This is a genomic window from Acidovorax sp. WCS2018Noco2-16 (assembly GCF_031843945.1).
Classification (GTDB): domain Bacteria; phylum Pseudomonadota; class Gammaproteobacteria; order Burkholderiales; family Burkholderiaceae_C; genus Paracidovorax.
The window spans coordinates 225,858-246,083 of the sequence record NZ_JAVTJJ010000004.1; the positions used below are offsets into that span (position 1 = coordinate 225,858).

Annotated in this window: 19 protein-coding genes; 16 read left to right on the plus strand and 3 right to left on the minus strand. The window is 66.0% G+C overall.

The genetic code is table 11. The annotated features are described in order from the left end of the window. The first annotated feature begins 114 nt into the window (after window positions 1–114). From RQI28_RS12060 to RQI28_RS12080, 5 genes are all read left to right on the plus strand, one after another. Window positions 115–1,398 (plus strand): C4-dicarboxylate transporter DctA, encoded by a 1,284-nt coding sequence (locus tag RQI28_RS12060; protein WP_311222836.1) that lies wholly within the window; start codon window positions 115–117, stop codon window positions 1,396–1,398. Window positions 1,399–1,537: 139 nt separating this feature from the next. Continuing rightward, entirely contained in the window at window positions 1,538–3,373 is a 1,836-nt protein-coding gene (locus RQI28_RS12065) for a methyl-accepting chemotaxis protein (RefSeq protein WP_311222837.1), read from the plus strand. 43 nt (window positions 3,374–3,416) lie between these two features. Beyond that, the gene (locus RQI28_RS12070; protein ID WP_311222838.1) at window positions 3,417–4,112 is read left to right on the plus strand and encodes a GntR family transcriptional regulator; all 696 of its coding nucleotides are present in this window, start codon (window positions 3,417–3,419) and stop codon (window positions 4,110–4,112) included. 255 nt (window positions 4,113–4,367) lie between these two features. Further along, entirely contained in the window at window positions 4,368–5,858 is a 1,491-nt protein-coding gene (locus RQI28_RS12075; RefSeq protein ID WP_404976904.1) for an NCS1 family nucleobase:cation symporter-1, read from the plus strand. A 6-nt stretch (window positions 5,859–5,864) separates the two neighbouring features. Continuing rightward, window positions 5,865–6,602 (plus strand): aspartate/glutamate racemase family protein, encoded by a 738-nt coding sequence (locus RQI28_RS12080; RefSeq protein WP_311222839.1) that lies wholly within the window; start codon window positions 5,865–5,867, stop codon window positions 6,600–6,602. A 60-nt stretch (window positions 6,603–6,662) separates the two neighbouring features. Here RQI28_RS12080 and RQI28_RS12085 read toward each other — a convergent pair whose 3' ends face one another. Continuing rightward, window positions 6,663–7,571 (minus strand): LysR substrate-binding domain-containing protein, encoded by a 909-nt coding sequence (locus RQI28_RS12085; RefSeq protein WP_311222840.1) that lies wholly within the window; start codon window positions 7,569–7,571, stop codon window positions 6,663–6,665. Window positions 7,572–7,669: 98 nt separating this feature from the next. Between RQI28_RS12085 and RQI28_RS12090 the strand changes: the two genes are divergently transcribed. The 5 genes from RQI28_RS12090 (at window position 7,670) to RQI28_RS12110 (ending at window position 13,413) form a co-directional block, all read left to right on the plus strand. Next, window positions 7,670–8,563, plus strand: coding sequence for an N-formylglutamate amidohydrolase (locus tag RQI28_RS12090; RefSeq protein WP_311222841.1), 894 nt, complete (start codon window positions 7,670–7,672; stop codon window positions 8,561–8,563). 17 nt (window positions 8,564–8,580) lie between these two features. Beyond that, window positions 8,581–9,579: a tripartite tricarboxylate transporter substrate binding protein gene (locus RQI28_RS12095; protein WP_311222842.1), complete on the plus strand. Its 999-nt coding sequence runs from the start codon at window positions 8,581–8,583 to the stop codon at window positions 9,577–9,579. A gap of 220 nt (window positions 9,580–9,799) precedes the next feature. Further along, on the plus strand, window positions 9,800–10,594 hold the full coding sequence (locus RQI28_RS12100; protein WP_311231100.1) for a GntR family transcriptional regulator: 795 nt from the start codon (window positions 9,800–9,802) through the stop codon (window positions 10,592–10,594). Between the two features lie 352 nt (window positions 10,595–10,946). Then, complete coding sequence (locus RQI28_RS12105) at window positions 10,947–13,244, plus strand: NADP-dependent malic enzyme (RefSeq protein ID WP_311222843.1); 2,298 nt, start codon at window positions 10,947–10,949, stop codon at window positions 13,242–13,244. 46 nt (window positions 13,245–13,290) lie between these two features. Beyond that, window positions 13,291–13,413 carry a hypothetical protein gene (locus tag RQI28_RS12110; RefSeq protein ID WP_311230732.1) on the plus strand — a complete coding sequence of 41 codons (123 nt, stop codon included), beginning with the start codon at window positions 13,291–13,293 and terminating at the stop codon, window positions 13,411–13,413. Window positions 13,414–13,451: 38 nt separating this feature from the next. On the opposite strand, the gene RQI28_RS12115 is transcribed toward RQI28_RS12110, so the two are convergent. Continuing rightward, window positions 13,452–13,808, minus strand: coding sequence for a hypothetical protein (locus RQI28_RS12115; RefSeq protein ID WP_311222844.1), 357 nt, complete (start codon window positions 13,806–13,808; stop codon window positions 13,452–13,454). Between the two features lie 295 nt (window positions 13,809–14,103). Between RQI28_RS12115 and RQI28_RS12120 the strand changes: the two genes are divergently transcribed. The 4 genes from RQI28_RS12120 (at window position 14,104) to RQI28_RS12135 (ending at window position 17,392) form a co-directional block, all read left to right on the plus strand. Then, window positions 14,104–15,141 (plus strand): ABC transporter substrate-binding protein, encoded by a 1,038-nt coding sequence (locus RQI28_RS12120; RefSeq protein ID WP_311222845.1) that lies wholly within the window; start codon window positions 14,104–14,106, stop codon window positions 15,139–15,141. 123 nt (window positions 15,142–15,264) lie between these two features. Next, complete coding sequence (locus RQI28_RS12125; protein ID WP_311222846.1) at window positions 15,265–16,089, plus strand: ABC transporter ATP-binding protein; 825 nt, start codon at window positions 15,265–15,267, stop codon at window positions 16,087–16,089. Window positions 16,090–16,091: 2 nt separating this feature from the next. After that, the gene (locus RQI28_RS12130; RefSeq protein ID WP_311222847.1) at window positions 16,092–16,868 is read left to right on the plus strand and encodes an ABC transporter permease; all 777 of its coding nucleotides are present in this window, start codon (window positions 16,092–16,094) and stop codon (window positions 16,866–16,868) included. Next, complete coding sequence (locus RQI28_RS12135; RefSeq protein WP_311222848.1) at window positions 16,865–17,392, plus strand: nucleoside deaminase; 528 nt, start codon at window positions 16,865–16,867, stop codon at window positions 17,390–17,392. The genes RQI28_RS12130 and RQI28_RS12135 overlap by 4 nt, the downstream gene beginning before the upstream one ends. A gap of 32 nt (window positions 17,393–17,424) precedes the next feature. On the opposite strand, the gene RQI28_RS12140 is transcribed toward RQI28_RS12135, so the two are convergent. After that, the gene (locus RQI28_RS12140) at window positions 17,425–17,892 is read right to left on the minus strand and encodes a DUF2269 domain-containing protein (RefSeq protein ID WP_311222849.1); all 468 of its coding nucleotides are present in this window, start codon (window positions 17,890–17,892) and stop codon (window positions 17,425–17,427) included. Window positions 17,893–18,106: 214 nt separating this feature from the next. Between RQI28_RS12140 and RQI28_RS12145 the strand changes: the two genes are divergently transcribed. Then, a complete protein-coding gene (locus RQI28_RS12145) occupies window positions 18,107–18,640 on the plus strand; it encodes a hypothetical protein (protein WP_311222850.1) in 534 nt (177 codons plus the stop codon). A 740-nt stretch (window positions 18,641–19,380) separates the two neighbouring features. Then, window positions 19,381–20,196: a ferritin-like domain-containing protein gene (locus tag RQI28_RS12150; protein ID WP_311222851.1), complete on the plus strand. Its 816-nt coding sequence runs from the start codon at window positions 19,381–19,383 to the stop codon at window positions 20,194–20,196. Window positions 20,197–20,226: the final 30 nt, after the last annotated feature.

Genomic DNA, 20,226 nt, shown 5'->3' on the forward strand with positions numbered 1-20,226 from the left:
GCCACAGCACGGGATAACCCCATGCCAGCCCGGCGGCGAGGTGTCTACAGTTCTTGTATGCAAGCCTGACTGGTCTCCCCGATTCAGGCTTTTCGTCCACCACCGAGGTTTTTGATGATTCGCTTTTTCAACTCACTCTTTGGCCGGGTGATCCTGGCCTTGATCGCCGGTGTCGGGATCGGGCTTTTCTGGCCTGACAAAGCGGTTGCGCTCAAGCCGCTGGGCGACGGCTTCATCAAGCTCATCAAGATGCTGATCCCGCTGATCGTTTTCTGCGTGGTGGTGCATGGCATTGCCGGCACGGGCGATTTGAAGCGGGTGGGCCGGGTCGGGGTCAAGTCGCTGATCTATTTCGAAGTGGTGACCACTATCGCGCTGGTGCTGGGCCTGGTGCTGGCCTTCGTCTTCCAGCCCGGCGTGGGCATGAATGTGGACCCGAAGGCGCTGGATGCCTCCGCCATGAGCGCCTACGCCAGCAACGCCGACAAGCTGGCCAGCGGCGGGTTCGCCGACTTTCTGCTCAAGCTGATCCCGACGACCGCGGTCAGCGCATTCGCCACTGGCGACGTGCTGCAGGTGCTGCTGTTCTCCATCGTCTTCGGCATTGCGCTGGCGATGCTGGGCGAGCGCGGTGCACGCGTGGCCAGTCTGGTGGAAGACCTGTCGCTGGTGCTGTTCAAGATCATGGGCATGCTCATCAAGCTGGCGCCGCTGGGCGTGCTGGGCGCCATCGCTTTCACGGTGGGCAAGTACGGCGTGGGCTCGCTCAAGCAACTGGGCCAGCTGGTGGCGCTGTTTTACCTGGCGGTGTTCCTGTTCGTGACGGTGGTGCTGGGGCTGATCATGCGGTTCTCGGGCTTCAGCCTGTTCAAGCTGCTGCGATACCTGCGCGAGGAGCTGGCCGTGGTGTTTGCCACCACCTCGTCCGACAGCGTGCTGCCGCAGATCATGGCCAAGCTCAAGCACCTGGGCATCCGCGACTCCACAGTGGGGCTGGTCATCCCCACCGGGTACTCGTTCAACCTGGACGCGTTCTCCATCTACATCACGCTGGCAGCGGTGTTCATCGCACAGGCCACCAACACGCCGATCACCATGACCGACCTGTTGACCATTCTCGCGATCTCGCTGGTCACCTCGAAAGGCGCGCACGGCGTGCCGGGCTCGGCCATCGTGGTGCTGGCGGCCACGCTGCACGCGGTGCCGGCCATTCCTGCCATCGGCCTGGTGCTGGTGCTGTCGGTGGACTGGTTCATGGGCATTGCCCGCGCGCTGGGCAATCTGATCGGCAACTGCGTGGCCACCGTGGCGATCGCCGCATGGGAAGGCGACATCGACCGCGAACGGGCCAAGGCGGTGCTGGACGGCCGACCCGTTCCACCGGTGGAACCGGTATAACTTTCCATCGGGCAGCCGTGGGCAGTTGGCAAAAATGTAAACAAAAGCAACTTCATTTGGGTTATACCTGTTGACTCGCTCACCGGCCTCGCCCCAACTCTCATGCTGGAGCCGAGGCCTTCACCCATTGCGCAGCCCCATGCTCCAGACACTACGCTCCAAAATTCTCGCCATCAGCACCGCCACCGTGGTCTGTGCCCTGGCCATCACCGGTGCTGCCACCTACAGCATCACCCGCACCAGCACCTTCCAGACCATCGAGCAGGACCTGGACGCCATCACGGCCGGCAACACCATGGCTATCGACCAGTGGGTGGCCTCCAAGACCCTGGCGGTCACGGCCGCTGCCGCCGCCATCGAACAGGGCGACCCGCAGAACTACGCGGCCTACATGGGCAAGGCCAGCGGCTTTCCCATCACCACCGTGGGCTGGGAAGACAAGACTTTCAAGTCCACCACGCAGACCGCTCCGGGCTATGACCCGACCGCGCGCCCCTGGTACAAGGCCGCCGTGCAGGCCGGCAAGCTCACCGTGACCAAGCCGTATGGCGACTCGACCACCGGCGTGTCGTACGTGGCCTTCGTTTCGCCCATGCTGCGCAACGGGGCGCTGCAGGGCGTGATCAACGGGGCTGTGCCGCTCACCGGCGTGCGCGACGTGGTCGCCGCCATCCGGCCCACGCCCAACAGCCTGGGCTTCGTCGTCAGCACCGATGGCCAGGTGCTGGCACATGCAGACACCAAGCTCATCCTCAAGCCGGTGGCCGAGATGTCGCCGCTGCTCTCGCCCGCCGCGCTGGCGTCGCTGGCCACGGCCACGCAGCCGCTGGAAGTGGAGCTGGACGGCCGCGCCAAGCTGCTGAAGGCACGCTCGGTGCAAGGCACCGACTGGCTGCTGATCGTTGCGCTGGACAAGGCCGAGGCAACGGCCGGCCTGCGCAGCGTGCTGCAGACGCTGGCCATCGCCATCGTGCTGCTGGCGCTGATTGCCGCTGCGGTGTCGGCCGCGCTCACCGCCACCTCGTTCCGCCGACTCTCGCAGGTGCGCGATGCCATGGACACGGTGGGCTCCGGCGGCGGCGACCTGACGCAGCGCCTGCCGGTGCACGGCAACGACGAAGTGGCGCAGATCGCCAAGTCGTTCAACCAGTTCGTCGAACAGATCGCCACCGTGCTGAAAGACGTGCAGAGCGGCGTCGAATCGATGAAGACCGCCACCGACGAAATCAAGGCCGGCAACCAGGACTTGTCCAACCGCACCGAAGGCTCGGCCAGCGCCATCCAGGAGACCTCGGCCTCGCTGTCGCAGCTCACCGTCAACGTCAAGCAGTCGGCCGAGGCAGCAGCGCTGGCCACGCGCCTGGCCAACGAGGCCAGCGCGTCGGCCGCCAAGGGCGGCGAGGTGGTGGGCAGCGCGGTCAGCACCATGGACGACATCTCGGGCGCCTCGTCCAAGATCGGCGAGATCATCGGCGTGATCGACTCCATCGCCTTCCAGACCAACATCCTGGCGCTGAATGCTGCGGTAGAAGCGGCCCGCGCGGGTGAACAAGGCCGCGGCTTCGCCGTGGTGGCTGCCGAGGTGCGCAGCCTGGCGCACCGCAGCGCCACTGCCGCCAAGGAGATCAAGACGCTGATCGACGCATCGGGCGCCAGCGTGGTCACCGGCACCCAGCGCGTGCGAGCCGCTGGCGAGACCATGGGCGAGATCGTGGAAGGCATTCGCCGCGTGGCGCAGATCATCGGCGAGATCAACGGGTCGATGAACGAGCAGAGCCTGGGCATTGCCCAGATCAACCAGGCCGTGGCCGAGATGGACCGCGCCACGCAGCAGAACGCGGCGCTGGTAGAAGAGTCCACCGCGGCGTCTTCGGTGCTCAACGAGCAGGCGCACCACCTGTCGCGCACCGTCGCCGGCTTCACGCTCGACGGCAGGGACAGCCTCGGCGCACCCGACACCCTGCGGCTGCGATGATGCGGGCTTGATCCACCACCACGCACTGCGCGCCCCGTTTTAGATGAGCATCAGCCAGACCCAGATCGCGCAGCAAGTGGTGGAATCCATCCTGGCCCAGAAACTCGCCCCCGGCGAGCGGCTGGGCGAACAGGAACTGGCCGACCTTTTCGGCGTGAGCCGCACGATGGTGCGCGAGGCGCTGATGCAGCTGCAGGCGCGTGGCTTCATCGAGGTGCGGCCCCGGCGCGGCTGGTATGTGGTGGAGCCGTCGGTAGAAGACGCGCGCGATGCGTTCTCGGCCCGCCGGATCATCGAATCGGGCATTCTGGCCGACGCCGGGCGGCCGCTGCAGCAGGCCGTCATCCCGCGCCTGCGCGCCCACATCGCCGAAGAACGCTTGGCCATCGAGGGCGCCGATGCCGCCACGCGCGCCTTTCTGCTGGCTGACTTCCACGTCTGCCTGGCCGAAGCCATGGGCCACCGCACGCTCAGCGACATGCTGCGCGACCTGACGGCGCGCACCACGCTGGCCGCGTCGCTCTACCAGTCACGGCATGAAGCCAGCCAGTCGTGCGCCGAACACGCCGCCATCGTCGAGGCGCTGGAGGCGGGCGACATCCCCCTGGCGCGCGAACGCATGCTCGACCACATCGGCCATGTGGAAGACGCGCTCGAACCCAGCCAGCCGCTGGTGCGCGACCGGCTGCGCGATTCGCTCGCGCCGCTAAAGCCGCTGCGGCCGCCTTCGGACAGTTGACTTCCCGGCGTCTGGAGCGTCCGGCCGCGGCCGTGGCGATGCCGCCTTGCTGCGGCCTCCGATTCCGCTTCCGGTAATGCCCGCCCCTTCGCTCGCTTGCGCCTTGCCATCCGGTTTGGCAATCGGGTAAGCACCAGCACTGGCGTGCCTGCAGACTCTTTGAATGCATCCATTTTTTGTATACAAACAGGCCTGTGCACCGGCGCCCCAACAGGCGAATTTCCGGACCGACCATCTGCCCCTGAGGAGAGCCCCGTGAACCCTGCCGTCAGCAACCCCAGCACCGACCTGCCGCCCCCGCAGTCCGGCGCCTCGCCGCACCATGGCAACGCCCTCATCAAGCCCGAATACGACCCGCGCCTGACCAATGAAGACTTGGCACCGCTGAAAAAACAGACCTGGGGCCAATACAACATCTTCGCGTTCTGGATGTCCGACGTGCACAGCGTGGGCGGCTACGTCACCGCCGGCAGCCTGTTTGCACTGGGCCTGTCGAGCTGGCATGTGCTGGTGGCGCTGCTGGTGGGCATCGTGATCGTGCAGTTCTTCTGCAACCTGGTGGCCAAGCCCAGCCAGGTGACCGGCGCGCCCTACCCCGTCATCTGCCGCGCCTCGTTCGGCGTGCTGGGCGCCAACATTCCGGCCATCATCCGCGGGCTCATCGCCGTGGCCTGGTACGGCATTCAGACCTATCTGGCGTCCAGCGCTTTCATGATTTTGGCGCTGCATTTCTACCCATCGCTCGATGTCTATGCCGACGTGACGCAGCACGGCTTTGCGGGCCTGTCCACGCTGGGCTGGGTGGCTTTCATGGTCATGTGGGTGCTGCAGGCGCTGGTGTTCTGGCACGGCATGGAGGCGATTCGCCGCTTCATCGACTGGGCCGGCCCGGGCGTGTACGTGGTCATGGCCATTCTGTGCGGCTGGCTGGTCTGGAAGGCGGGCTGGAACAACATCGACCTGAACCTGGGCGGCGTGCGCTTCGAAGGCTGGGACGCCGTGCCCGTGATGCTGTCGGCCATTGCGCTGGTGGTGAGCTACTTCAGCGGGCCGATGCTCAACTTCGGCGACTTCTCGCGCTACGGCAAGAGCTTCGAGGCGGTCAAGAAAGGCAACTTCTGGGGCCTGCCGGTCAACTTCGTGTTTTTCTCGCTGCTGACGGTGGTGACGACCGCCGCTACGCTGCCCGTGTTCGGCGAGCTCATCACCGACCCGGTGCACACCGTGGGCCGCATCGATTCGACCACCGCCGTGGTGCTGGGCGCGCTCACTTTCATGATCGCCACCATCGGCATCAACATCGTCGCCAACTTCGTCTCGCCGGCGTTCGATTTTTCCAACGTGGCGCCGCAGCACATCAGCTGGCGCACGGGCGGCATGATCGCCGCCGTGGGCTCGATCTTCATCACGCCCTGGAACCTGTACAACAACCCGCAGGTGATTCACTACACGCTGGACGTGCTGGGCTCGTTCATCGGCCCGCTGTTCGGCATCTTGATCGCCGACTATTACTTCGTGCGGCGCCAGACCATCGTGGTCGACGACCTCTACACCATGAAGCCCGAAGGCCGCTACTGGTACAGCAAGGGCTACAACCCCAAGGCCGTCATGACGATGATTCCGTCGGCGCTGATCCCCATCCTGTGCGTGATCGTGCCGGCCTGGCGCGGCGCGGCCAGCTATGCGTGGTTCATCGGCATGGGCCTGGGTTTCGTCATCTACCTGGCACTGAACCGAAAGGGCTGAAGCACCGTGCGCATCCAGATCATCAACCCCAACACCACCTGGAGCATGACCGAGAAGATCGGTGCCTGCGCGCGCGCCGTGGCGCGGCCGGGCACCGAGATCATCGCCGTCAGTCCCGCCATGGGCCCGGCCTCCATCGAGAGCCATTACGACGAGGCGCTGGCCGTGCCCGGCCTGCTGCAGGAGATCGCCAAGGGCGAAGCGGCCAGCGTGGACGGCTACGTCATCGCCTGCTTCGGCGACCCGGGCCTGAAGGCCGCGCGTGAACTGGCGCGCGGCCCGGTGGTCGGCATTGCCGAGGCCGCCATGCACTTCGCCAGCCTGGTGGGCACGCGCTTCTCGGTAGTGACCACCCTGGGCCGCACCATGGGCCAGGCCTGGCACCTGGCCGAGATCTACGGCATGGAGCGCTTTTGCGCCAACGTGCGCGCGTGCGAGTTGCCGGTGCTGGAGCTGGAAGTGCCTGGCTCCAACGCCCGCGAGCGCATCACCGACGAGTGCCGCCGCGCACTGGCCGAAGACGGCTGCGACGCCATCGTGCTGGGCTGCGCGGGCATGGCCGACCTGTGCGACCACATCGGCCAGACGCTGGGCGTGCCGGTGATCGACGGCGTGGCTGCCGCCACTGCGTTGGTCGAGTCGCTGGTAGCGCTGGGGCTGCGCACCAGCAAGCACGGCGAGTGGGCTCGGCCCTTGCCGAAAGCCATGTCCGGGGCACTGTCGGATTTCACGCTAAGGGCGTAAAGCGGCTGACTGCCAAGAGCGCTGCGTTGCGCTGCAACGCAGCGCCGCAAGCATGCCCACTCATCGGGCCAGCCGTTCCTGGCTGGCCTTCGCTTCGTTCATCAGCCACTGAGACAATTTCGCGACGGCGTCATTTTCAGCCAGCGCCGCGCGGCTGCAGAGGTAGTAGCCGCGCCCGGTATTGACGGTCTGCATGAAAGGACTCACCAGTTGCCCCGACGACAGTTCGGCCTCGATCAGCAAGGGCTGAATCACCATCACGCCCATGCCCGCGCAGGCGGCAACGATCAGGTTGTTGCCCAGATCGAAACCGGCACCCAGCGGGGGCGCAGTGTGCACACCTGCGGCCTTGCCCAGCCACAGCGCCCAGTTGCCTGGGAAGTTGATGTGCTGCAGCAAAGGGGCCTGAAGCAGGTCATGAGGATGCTTGAGGCCGGCCGCAATCGCGGGCGTACAGGCGGGCGCGATATCCCGCCCCGTCAGGTAGCGGGCACGAATGCCGCGCGGCCACGCGCGGGATTGCCGCTTCACGCTGATCCATAGGTCCACGTCTTCCCGATTGAACGTCTCGTCGTGGTGAAAAGGTCTCAACTCAATGTGGATGTCTGGATGCAGCGCTTGAAACTGCCCCAGCCTCGGCACCAGCCATCGGGTGTTCAGTGTGGGCACGACGCTGATGCGCACCCGGCGCCCTTGCGCTGGCGCTCTGAACCGGCTGACGGCGGACTCCAGGCCCGCCACGTGCGCTTCCACCAGCAGTTGAAATTCGCGTCCGCGTTCTGTGGGAAGCACCCGCGGCCCGGAGCGGTCCAGCAGCGTGCATTCCAGCCGCTGCTCCAGCCGCTGGACTGCGCGGCTGACTGCGGCCTGGGTCACGCATAGCACTTCTGCAGCCTGCCGAAAGCGGCCTAGCTGGCACACCGCAAGAAAGGCATGCAACTCGGGCAGCGAAGGGGATTGGAACCTCATCGCCCGATTACATCAGGTTATCAGCGGCGATGAAATTGTCGTTTGCGCCAGATCTTGCGTTTTCCTACGCTTGGGCATCAGTTCTTCACCCAACGACCATGCAGCCTCCGGAATTTTTTCGACCAGCAACGCCCGTTCATGTTCTACGACCGGCAGGCCCTCCCGCAATCGCCTTAGTTTGTGATTCGCCCCACAGTGGCACCGACTACCCCCGTGATTTTGGGTATGCGGTGGCGACCGCCGAACTGCGCCGGTCCGAGGACACGCACGTCGAATGGCTGTGGGACGCCGTGCCGACCGTGGGAGGCACCCTGGTGCATGCCACGTTTCCCCGCAGCTACATCGACCCGAACCGCGCCGAGCAAGACATCAATCCGGCCATGCTGTCGGACGCCTGGCCCGGTGACGCTGCGCCCACCGCGCGCACGCTGGAACTGGGCATGGGACTGGTGCCCAGCCACACTACCTCCCGCCAGCCCATCTACGCACGGCCGTTGTCCGCGAAGGAGATTTCGCATCGCATCGAGCACTACTGGCGCCCCTACCAGCAAGCGCTGGCGCAAGCGCTGCACACGGTGCCAACTCGGGGCCGGCGGTGGCATCTGAACCTGCACTCCATGCCCAGCAACGCCTATGAGCGCCTGGGCAGGGTTGCGCCCGGACCGCTGGCCGACATCGTGCTGGGCGACCTGCACGGCCGCAGCTGCCACAGCGACTTTACGCAGTGGGTGGCCGAGGGTTTTCGCCGCCGGGGCTATCGCGTGGCCGTTAACGACCCGTACGCCGGCCAAGAACTGCTGCGCCGGCACGGCGCTCCGCAGTTGGGGCACGAAAGCTTGCAGATCGAGGTCAACCGGGCCGCCTATCTCAACGAAGAGACACGCGAACTGCTCCCGGGCGCTCATCGCCTGCGGGCCGACATCACCGATCTGCTGCGTGAGATGGCGGAGTTCATCCGTCCCCATAGCCTGCCCGTTCCCCTTTCTGAATGACATCCAAGGACCCCACCATGCCGACCTTTGTGAACCGCCGCCATTTCATCCGCTCCAGCAGCGCCGTCGCTTCCGCCATCGCCTTGCCGGCGTGGGCCCAGTCCACGGACCGCTACCCCAGCCGTCCCATCACCCTGGTGGTGCCGTTTCCGCCCGGCGGCTCTGTCGACATCTCGGGCCGAGCCATGGCCGACCGGCTGGGCCGCGTCCTCGGTCAGCCGGTCATCATCGAGAACAAAGGGGGTGCTGGGGGAGCCATTGGGAGCACCCAGGTGGCGAAGGCGCAGCCCGATGGCTACACGCTCATCGTCGCCTCGCAAACCACCCACGTGATCAACCCGACCCTATCGCCCAGCTTGCCCTATGACGCGGTCAATGATTTCGCGCCGATCACGCTCATAGAGCGACTCGCGAACGTTCTGCTCGTCACGCCAGGACTGCCCGTGAAGAACTTCGCCGAGTTCGTGAAATACGCCAAGGAAAACCCCGGCAAGCTGAACTACGCGTCGTCCGGCAATGGCTCGCTCGCGTACCTGAGCATGGAGCTGTTGAAGGCGAAGCTGGGCCTGTCCATCACCCACGTGCCGTACAAGGGCGCGGGCCCGGCGCTCATCGACCTTCAATCAGGGCAGGTGCACGTGACGTGGAACAACCTGTCTTCCAACCTCAAACTGGTGCAGAAGGGCCAGCTGCGCGCCCTCGCGGTCGCGTCTCCGATTCGTGCGCCCCAGTTGCCCGAGGTACCCACCTTCGATGAACTCAAGCTGCCAGAGCTCAACCTCACCTCCTGGACCGGTCTGGCGGCGCCCGCGAAAACGCCAGAGCCGATCGTTACACAGCTGTATGAGGCCATGCGCACCGTTCTGCGCGATCCGGCGACGCAAAAAGCATGGAACGATCGCGGCGCGATGCTGCCGGAAGCCTTGAAGCCTGCGGACTTCCGCAAGGAAGTGCAGCAGCGCATTCAGTTTTACCGGGACATCGTGACGAAACACAAGATCGCCATCGATCAATAGCCACGCACCAGCCTCGCCGACAGCGTTTGTACCGCCATTGCCCATGGCAGGCAGACGTTCGCTGTCAGCGCGGGGCCCTGCGCCCTGGCGCGGGCGGCGCAGCCTTGATGCGCCCATCCATCTAGGCCCATTTCCAACGCGGCCGCGCCCTGCCACCGCAGGCGCCTGCAGGCACCGCAACACAGCACTGCGAGGTCGGCCGTTGCTGCCACAATTCGGCATGCATCGAGCCGCCCCTGCCTCTGTCTTGCAACCCGTGCCCGCCCGCAAGCGCAGCACCTCTGCGTCTCTGGCACAAACCCCGACGCCCGGCACCTCGCCGGCGCCAGCCGACGCAGCCCAAACGTCCATCGACAGCATCGCCCGCGACCTGGCCACCGCCATTGTCGAAAAGCGCCTGCCGCCGGGAACGTGGCTGCGTGAAGAGGCGCTGGGTCGCGTCTACTCCGTCAGTCGCACGAAGATTCGCGCAGCGCTGGTGATGCTCGCCAAAGACCGGCTCATCGAAACCATTCCCGACAAGGGCTCCTTCGTCAGCCGCCCCAGCGTGCAGGAGGCGCGCGAGGTGTTCGCCGTGCGCCGTATCCTCGAAGCCGAAGTGGTGCGCCTGTTCGTCGCGCAAGCCAGCCGGGCCGACTACCAGTTGCTGGAGCAGCACATCCGCTTCGAGCGCAACACGCTGGGCGGGCACACCACCACCGGCCGCGTGCAGGAAAAGCTGCTGGGCGACTTCCATGTCGCGCTGGCCGAGACCACCGGCAACCAGACGCTGGTCCAGCTGATCAGCGACCTGGTGGCGCGCAGCTCGCTCATCGCCATGCTGTACCACTCGTCGAACGATCCGCATTGCGCGTCGGGCGAGCACGCCGAATTTCTGCGAACGTGCCGCACGGGCGATGTCGAGGCCGCCGTGGCCTGCATGGTGGACCACCTCGCGCGCATCGAGGCCAGCCTGGAGCTGGAGACCGAGCGCGCCGACCGGCAACTCGATCTGGTCAAAGCCCTGCTGGCCTGATCGGCTGCGGCTGAGCTAGTGGCACAGCACGGCTGTCGCGCTGCGCTGAAAGCCGGGCTGCGGTGAAGCGGCACTCGGGTGCGCCGCAGGCCGAATCCGGTATCCTGGCTGCCTCGACCACCGCCGTGCTCCTGAACGGTTTCAACAATGGTGCCCACCGCGATACCTCTGCGGCCCGCGGCGCCGCCCGGCCCCAGCCGACGCGCACTGACGCCGGCCGGCGCACGGGGTTCAGCCGTTGTGTGAAGCCAAGGGTTTTCATGCGCACAACGCATGCCGCAAGCCTTTCGCCACGCCAGCACGGCGTTAAGCTCGAATGGCCAAGCTCCTTCGCTCTTTTTCGGAATATCGTATGACCCAGCAACTCTCCGCCGCCGAAGCGGCCCTGCGCGAAGCCGCACTCGAGTACCACCGCAGCCCCGTGCGCGGCAAGATCTCCGTCACCCCCACCAAGCCGCTTTCCAACCAGCGCGACCTGTCGCTGGCCTACTCGCCCGGCGTGGCCTACCCGTGCCTGGACATTCATGCCGACCCATCGCTGGCAGCTGACTACACCTCGCGCGGCAACCTGGTGGGCGTCATCACCAACGGCACCGCCGTGCTGGGCCTGGGCGACATCGGCCCGCTGGCAGCCAAGCCGGTGATGGAAGGCAAGGGGTGTCTGTTCAAGAAGTTCGCCGGCGTCGATGTGTTCGACATCGAACTGGCCGAGCGCGACCCCGACAAGATCATCGAGATCGTCGCCGCGCTGGAGCCCACGCTGGGCGGCATCAACCTCGAAGACATCAAGGCGCCCGAGTGCTTCTACATCGAGCGCGAGCTGTCCAAGCGCATGAACATTCCGGTGTTCCATGACGACCAGCACGGCACAGCCATCATCTCCAGCGCCGCACTGCTCAACGGGCTGGAGCTGGTGGGCAAGGACATCGGCGCGGTGAAGTTGGCTGTCTCGGGCGCCGGCGCCGCTGCCATTGCCTGCCTGGACGTGATGGTGGGCCTGGGCGTGAAGCGCGAGAACATCTACGTGGTCGACTCCAAGGGCGTGATCTACGACGGCCGCGGCCCCCTGGACGAATCCAAGGCCCGCTACGCACAAAAGACCGACGCCCGCACGCTGGCCGACGTGGTCGACGGCGCCGACGTGTTCCTGGGCTGCTCGGCCCCTGGCGTGCTGACGGCCGAGATGGTCAAGACCATGGCACCGAAGCCCATCATTTTGGCGCTGGCCAACCCCGAACCCGAGATCCGCCCCGAACTCGCCAAGGCCGTGCGTCCGGACTGCATCATCGCCACCGGCCGCTCGGACTATCCGAACCAGGTGAACAACGTTCTCTGCTTTCCGTACATCTTCCGGGGCGCGCTCGACTGCGGCGCCACCAAGATCACCGAAGCGATGAAGCTGGCCTGCGTGCGCGAGATCGCCGACCTGGCCAAGGCCGAGATGAGCGACGAAGTGGCAGCCGCCTATGCGGGGCAAGAACTCTCCTTCGGCCCCGACTACCTGATCCCCACGCCGTTCGACGCGCGCCTGATCCTGCGCATCGCCCCAGCCGTGGCAAAGGCTGCGCAAGAGTCCGGTGTGGCCACCCGCCCCATCGAAGACTACGCCGCCTACCGCGAAAGCCTCACCCGCTTCGTCTACCAGACCAGCATGTTCATGCGCCCCGTGTTTGCCGCCGCAAAGGCGTCGCCGCAGCGCGTGGCCTACGCCGAAGGTGAAGACGATCGCGTGCTGCGCGCCGCCCAGGTGGCGGTGGATGACGGCTTGGCCAAGCCCATCCTGATCGGCCGCCCTGCCGTCATCGAGATGCGCATCAAGAAGGCCGGTCTGCGCATCCAGCCGGGCAAGGACGTCGAGGTCTGCGACCCCGAAGACGACCCGCGCTTTCGCCAGTACTGGGAGGAATACCACCGCCTCATGGGCCGCGACGGCATCACGCCCGAAGCCGCCAAGGCGGCCGTGCGCCGCTCCAACACGCTGATCGGCGCGCTGATGGTGCGCCTGGGCGATGCCGACGCCCTGCTGTGCGGGCTGGTGGGCCGCTTCGACCACCACCTGGATCACGTGCGCAACGTCATCGGCCTGAAGGACGGCGTTCCCGGCCTGGCCACGGTGAATGCGCTGATGCTGGACCAGCAGACCCTGTTCATCGCGGACACCTACATCAACGAAGATCCCGACGCCGAGCTGCTGGCAGGCATCGCCCACATGGCGGCCGACGAAGTGCAGCGCTTCGGCCTGCCGCCCAAGGTGGCCTTTCTGTCGCACTCCAACTATGGCTCGTCCACACGTCCGTCAGCGCGCAAGATGCGCGCGGCGCGCGACCTGTTCAAGCAGGCCGCTCCGCATATCGAGTGCGATGGCGAGCTGCATGGCGACGCGGCGCTGTCGGAAAGCGTGCGCCAGAAGTCGCTGATCGAAACCACGCTGGAAGGCGCGGCCAACGTGCTGATCTGCCCCAACCTGGACGCAGCGAACATTCTGTTCAACGTCCTCAAGACCACCGGCAGCCACGGCACCACCATCGGCCCGATCCTGCTGGGCGCAGCAGCCTCGGCCCACGTGCTGACACCATCGTCTACCGTGCGCCGCGTGGTCAACATGACGGCGCTGGCGGCAGCCAACGCGGCAGCGGCCAAGGCGGGCTGACCCACCAAAGGGGCGCTGCGGCGCCTTGACCACACAGAGCCCGGCGATGCCGGGCTTTTTTCATGGCTGGCCCGGGGCACCCGAACTGCGCGACGGCTGGCTTGATGCAACGCGCCGCCGTATCTGCCGTATCGCTCCAAGCCACTGGCGCCAGGACATCCAGGTCTGACGCCTGCCCGTCGACAAGCGGCCATTGCAGGCCGCCCGTCAAGATAAAGGGCACATCAGCGGATCGGCACGTCCACGTAGCCTGCCACGGGTGGCAGGTGCTGCCACCAGCCAGCCGGCATCCAGCTGCAGCGCCTGGATCACATCCACCGGCAAGCTGGCGATGGTGTCCGTCGGTGACATGGGGTCTTCCAGGCCGATCTCAGCCAGCGGCGTGGCCACATGCAGGATGCCGCCGATCCGGCAGAACGGCGCCGCGGCCATTGGGTCATCGGCCGTTTCCAGCGCCCGCACGATGGTGTCCGGAAAGTGCCAGCGGTGCGCCAACTCGGCCGTCACATGGGTTTTCGGCGCGGCAGCCCGAAGCGCGCGCTGTTGGCCAGGCAGGTTCGTCATGGGGCCTTCCCGAGCCATTGGGCTGGTGCTTGTGGCGCATTCTTACTACCACCAGTTGGCGAGATTAGCGTGCGCATTTGCCCCAGTACGACGCTGCGTGCATAGCTCCCGCACCGCGCCGGAATGCCCGCGCACCATTCTGGTGAACCCTGCTGTATTGCCGGGCGGGATCGTATACAAACCGGGCATCGTTTTTGCTGACTGTTCTGGCAAACGCTTGTGCAGCCCGCGCTGCACACCTCACGCAGCGCCGAGCCTGTTCCGCGCCGCCCTTCTTTTCGACTGGAGCCCCATCATGAAGAAACGATCCCTGCTGCAAGCCACCCTGGCCCTGGGCCTGGCCGGCGCGTTCACGCTGTCTGCCGCGCAGACCGCGGCCCCCACGCCCATCAAGTTCCAGCTCGACTGGCGCTTCGAAGGCCCGGCGGCTTTCTTCCTGCTGCCCGTCGCCAAGGGCTACTTCAAAGAGGCCGGCCTGAACGTGACGGTGGACGCCGGCAACGGCTCGGGCGGCGCCGTGCAGCGGGTGGCCTCGGGCGCGTATGACATGGGCTTTGCCGACCTGGCGGCGGTGATGGAATTCCACGCCAACAACCCCGACGCGCAGAACAAGCCCGTCGCCGTGATGATGGTCTACAACAACACGCCCGCATCCGTCATGGCGCTGAAGAAGAGCGGCATCACCAAGCCGGCCGACCTGGCGGGCAAGAAGCTGGGTGCGCCGGTGTTCGACGCCGGCCGCCGCGCCTTCCCTATCTTTGCCAAGGCCAACGGCGTGGGCAACGTGCAGTGGGTGGCCATGGACCCGCCGCTGCGCGAGACCATGCTGGTGCGCGGCGACGTGGACGCCATCACCGGCTTCACCTTCACCTCGCTGCTGAACCTGGAAGCGCGCGGCGCGAAGGCCGCCGACGTGGTGGTACTGCCCTACCCTGACTTCGGCGTGAAGCTGTACGGCAACGTGATCATCGCCAGCCCCAAGCTGGTCAATGAGAACCCCGAGGCGATCAAGTCATTCCTGAAAGCCTTCAGCAAGGGCGCCAAGGACGTCATCGCCAACCCCGGCGCCGCCATTGCCTACGTGAAGGAGCGCGACGGCATCGTCAACACGCAGCTGGAAACGCGCCGCCTGCAGCTGGCCATCGACACCGTGGTCAACAGCGCGGATGCGCGCGCCGAGGGCTTCGGCCAGGCCAAGCCGCAGCGCCTGGCGTTGATGGCATCGCAGGTGTCCGACGCCTTCGCCACCAAGTCGCGCGTGAATGCTGACACGGTCTGGAACGGCAGCTTTCTGCCGCCCGCGGCCGAGCTGAACATCCTGCCGCGCAAGTGACTGCCGGCGCTGCCGCCCGCGCCCACAGCGGCGCTGGGTGGCGCGCCACCGCATTTGCTATTATTTTCATAGCTACCAGCGCTTATTTATCAAGCGCTAGAGGCCAATTTCATCTAAAAACCCATGCAGGCCGAAGACTCCTATTTCGTGGACTTCCGTGACGTCTGGCTCGCCTACAACGACGAGCTGCTCGCGCAGAACCACTTCGCCGTGGAAGCCATCAACCTGCAGGTGCGGCAGGGCGAATTCATCGCCATCGTCGGCCCGTCGGGCTGCGGCAAATCCACCTTCATGAAGCTCGCCACCGGCCTGCGCATGCCGTCCAGCGGCAAGATCCGCATCGACGGCGGACCGGTCACCGGGCCGCTCAAGATCTCGGGCATGGCGTTTCAGGCGCCATCGCTTTTGCCTTGGCGCACCACGGTCGACAACGTGCTGCTGCCGCTGGAAATCGTCGAGCCGCACCGCAGCCAGTTCAAGTCCCGCCGCAAGGAATACGAAGTCCGCGCGCGCGCGCTGCTGCAGAAGGTAGGCCTGGGCGGCTATGAAGACAAGTTCCCGTGGCAGCTGTCAGGCGGCATGCAACAGCGCGCCAGCATCTGCCGCGCGCTGATCCACGAACCCAAGATGCTGCTGCTGGACGAGCCCTTCGGCGCGCTGGACGCCTTCACACGTGAAGAGCTGTGGTGCATCTTGCGCGACCTGCAGGCCGAGCAGAAGTTCAACGTCATCCTCGTCACGCACGACCTGCGCGAGAGCGTCTTTCTGGCCGACACCGTGTACGTGATGAGCAAGAGCCCGGGTCGATTCGTCGTCAAACGAGACATCGAATTCGCCCGCCCGCGCGAGTTGGAACTGACCTATACCAAAGAATTCACCGACATCGTGCTGGAGCTGCGCGGCCACATCGGCGCGCTGCGCAAGCCCAGCGGGGAGATCACGCAATGACCATGACCATTCAACACCGTAAGCAGGTCGAGCGCTGGTCGCCGTGGGTGCTGCTGTTTGCCGTCATCGTGCTGTGGCAGGTCATCTGCTCGGGCTTTGGCGTGTCGGAATTCATCTTCCCCAGCCCGCTCGCCATCTGGAACCAGTTCGTCGAATTCAAATGGATCATCGCCGGCCACGCCTGGCGCACCTTCTGGGTGACCATGGCCGGCTTTGGCATCGCCATCGTGGTGGGCGTGCTGCTGGGCTTTCTGATCGGCTCATCACGCTTGGCCTATGCCGCCGTCTACCCGCTGATGACCGCGTTCAACGCGCTGCCGAAGGCGGCCTTCGTGCCCATCCTCGTGGTGTGGTTCGGCATCGGTGCCGGGCCGGCGATCCTCACCGCGTTCCTCATCAGCTTCTTTCCGATCATGGTGAACATCGCCACGGGCCTCGCCACGCTGGAGCCCGAACTGGAAGACGTGCTGCGCGTGCTGGGCGCCAAGCGCTGGGACGTGCTGGTCAAAGTCGGTATGCCGCGGTCGCTGCCGTACTTCTACGGCTCGCTGAAGGTCGCCATCACGCTGGCCTTCGTGGGCACCACGGTCAGTGAAATGACCGCCGCCAACGAAGGCATCGGCTATCTGCTGATCTCGGCAGGCTCGTCCATGCAGATGGGCCTGGCCTTCGCCGGACTGATGGTGGTGGGCGCCATGGCGATGGTGATGTACGAGCTGTTCAACGTGCTGGAAAAGCACACCACAGGCTGGGCGCACCGGGGCTCGCAAGGGGAATGAGCGGGCCCGCCAAAGCCCCGGACGACGCGGCCGTCGAGGTGTCCGAGCCGTACACGGCGGAGCGCGCCGCCTACCTGCTGCGTCGTGCCCACACCGTCGCCCGCCGTGCCCAAGCCATGGGCCGCCACCCCTTCGGCGCGCTGTTGGTCGCACCCGACGGTGAGACCGTGCTGGCCGAGCAGGGCAACCTCGACACGGTGAATCACGCCGAATCGACCTTGGCGCGCACGGCAGCTGCGAACTACCCCGGCGCCTACCTGGCGCAGTGCACGCTGGTCACCACCTTCGAGCCCTGTGCCATGTGCGCCGGCACGATCTACTGGGCCGGCATTGGGCGCGTGCTGTATGGCGTTGCAGAGACCGACCTGCTGAAGCTGACGGGAGACAACGCACAGAACCCCACGCTGGCACTGCCCTGCCGCACCGTGTTCGCCAGCGGCCAGCGCCAGGTGGAGGTCGTGGGACCGGTGGCCGCGTTGCGTGCAGAACTTCTCGCGCCACACGCCAGCTTCTGGGTGCCTTGATAAAGACGAGCCCATGGAGCAAAGACGAGTCCCTAGAGTGCGGGCTTCGCCACCATGAGCCAGAAAATCGCCAGGAAGGCGAACAGTGCCGGAACGCCCAGCACGACCCAGGTCCAAAACAGCCGCCAGAACTGCGGTGTGAGGCGTGACCCTGTGTCGGCAGCCTGTTGAGCCAGATCACGCAGCCGCATCTGGATCCACACGACCGGCAGCCAGCAAGCCATCGCCAGCGCATAGAGCGCCAGCGACCACGCCACCCAGCCCGTACGCCACGGCAGGCCCATCAGATGGACGAGCCAGAAACCGGTCACTGGTTGAGCGATGGCGGTCGTCGCGGTAAACATCCAGTCGGCCCGCACCACCCACCGGGCCACATGCGCCATGAGCCGCACGTCGCGCGTGGACACCGTCACGAGCAGGTAGAACGCCGACCCGATGCCGGTACCGAACAAGAGGGTGGAAGAGAGGATGTGCAGCCACTTGAGCAACAGGTATTCCATGCAGCACCGTTGGGAGTGAGGTTCTACAGACACCGGAGTGTGCCGGCAGGGGTGGCAATCGGCTGACGAGAGCACCCACAGCGCTTGTCGGTCAGGTTCCACACGAATGCAAGCTACAAGATCGTTGGCCGGCCACGGCGTCGGAAGTTTGCCTACAACCGCGTCAGCCATTGCTCGCCCAGACTGGAGCGCCGATCGTCCCAGTGGAGACAACATGCCGACCAACTCCCCCCTGAAGAATGACGCGCGCCCGCACCGACGGCTCTGGAGCGAAGCCGCCCTGGCGGGCACGCTGGCCAGCGTGCTGTCGGCAGTGGTGCTTGGCTGGACGGGACACCGCGAAAAGCGCAGCATCACGGCGCCGGTGAATGCCGTCAGCCACTGGTGGTGGGGCAAGCCCGCGCTACGCGCCAAAGGACTGAGCGTGCGCCACACCCTATTGGGCTATGCCATCCACCATGGCGCTGCGCTTGGTTGGGCTGCGCTGCATGCGCTGGCGGTGCGCGGCCGAACGAAGTCCGCCACCCCCGCGGCGCTGGTAGCAGGCGCTGCCGCGACCAGCGCCGTCGCCTGTCTGGTGGACTTCAAATGCACGCCGGAACGCTTCACCCCAGGTTTCGAGCATCATCTGTCGCGATCCGCCCTGGTGGGCGTGTATGCCGCATTCGCACTCGGGCTCGCGCTAGCGCATGGGTTCTGCGAATCCCGAGCGAAGAGGGGCAGCACGGAGAGCCGTCCGAAACCTTGAACCGGCCCCAGCGGGGCGGGCGAGAACTGGGAATGCCCCCTGGGCGCACGGGCGCATGCGCACAGGGGCCCGCCGGCCTCTGAAGCCGCGTGGCCGGTAACTCCCGGGTGGAGCGCGCAGCGACCGAACCAAGCGCTCAGGCCTGCGCACGGCGGGGCAATGCAGATCGCGGCCCCCGCAGCCGACATGCTCCTCACGCCACCTACCCGCTCGCGCCACGGCTTGCGGGTTTGCGCGGGCCAGGGGCCAGTCTCGGCGTGTGGACTGCGTCAAATCCGCGCATCCAGAAGGCTGCCACTGATCTGGCGTGGCCGGCTGCGCTGTCAGACGTTGCGCCGTCGTCACGCTCCATTGCTCGACAAGCCCTGAAAGCATGCGGCTGGCCGCGCGCAGGTATTGGCGTACCCAGCCTGTTTGGTGCACGCCGGCTGCGCGCTACAGCTGCCCATCAACTTGCCCCGTCCTACGGCCGCGTAGTCCTGCACTCACAACCCCTGCACAGCCATGGGAAGAAATTGGGCCGTGACGCAGCAGCTTCCGCGCACCGCTTTCAGCGTTAACCCGGCAGGAGATCTCCCATGGCAGACAGCACCCCCCGCGGCGGCACCCCGTCGGCGAACGATCCGGCTTCGGTAAACGCCCAAAAGCCGGCCCCGTAGCGGCCCACCACCCCTACGCATTGCAGCGCTGCGCGAACAGGACCCAGCACCACCGAACCACCCACGAGACCAGGAGCCCCCATGGAACCCACCACCACCGGAATGAACAAGACAGGCATTGCAGCGAATCCTGACCGCGCGCAGGCCATGGCGCAAGCCGTGCAGTCTTTCAGCCCGCCGACCGAGATCGATACGAGCGCCGCCGACCAGGAGCGCCTGTTCTACGTTGCCGAGTCGCAGGCTCTGGGCTCCATCCCGCGACCAGCGTCCCTCATAGGCACCGTCAAGACCGGCATGGCTCAGCTGATGGGCGAGCGCCCGGAGCTGCTGATGGACAAGGTCGGTGAGCGCATGGCTTTCGAGCGCAGCGGCGTTAGGTTGTACGACGCGCTGATCGTCAAGTACATGGCGCTTGCGGAGGCAGGCATCGTGTTGCCCAAGGCGGCGCAGTCGCTGCAAGCCGCAGGCGACGGCCAGGGCGGCGCAGTCGCCGCGCTAGAGCTCGACAGCGAAGAGCCTGGCGAAACGCTGGAGCGCATCCGCTCCGAAGAGCTGGAGCACTTCCACATGCTGAGCGAGGTGATGCAGCAGCTGGGCGGCGACCCGACCGCGCAAACGCCGGCAGCCGACGTCATTGGCACCGCCTCGGCAGGCATCGTGCAGGTGGTGACCGATCCGCGCACCACCTTTGGACAGTCGCTCAACGCGATCCTGACGATCGAACTCGTTGACAACGCCGGCTGGGAACTGCTGATCCAGCTCGCCACCCGGGCAGGAAAGGAAGCGCTGTCCGAGCGTTTCGCCCACGCCCTGGCGCAAGAGGCACAACACCTGCTGATCATCCGCGGGTGGCACAGCGCCCTGCTCCTGGCGGAAGACACCTCGCCCGCACTCTGACCTGCCCTCTGACCCGCACTCAAGGAGAAC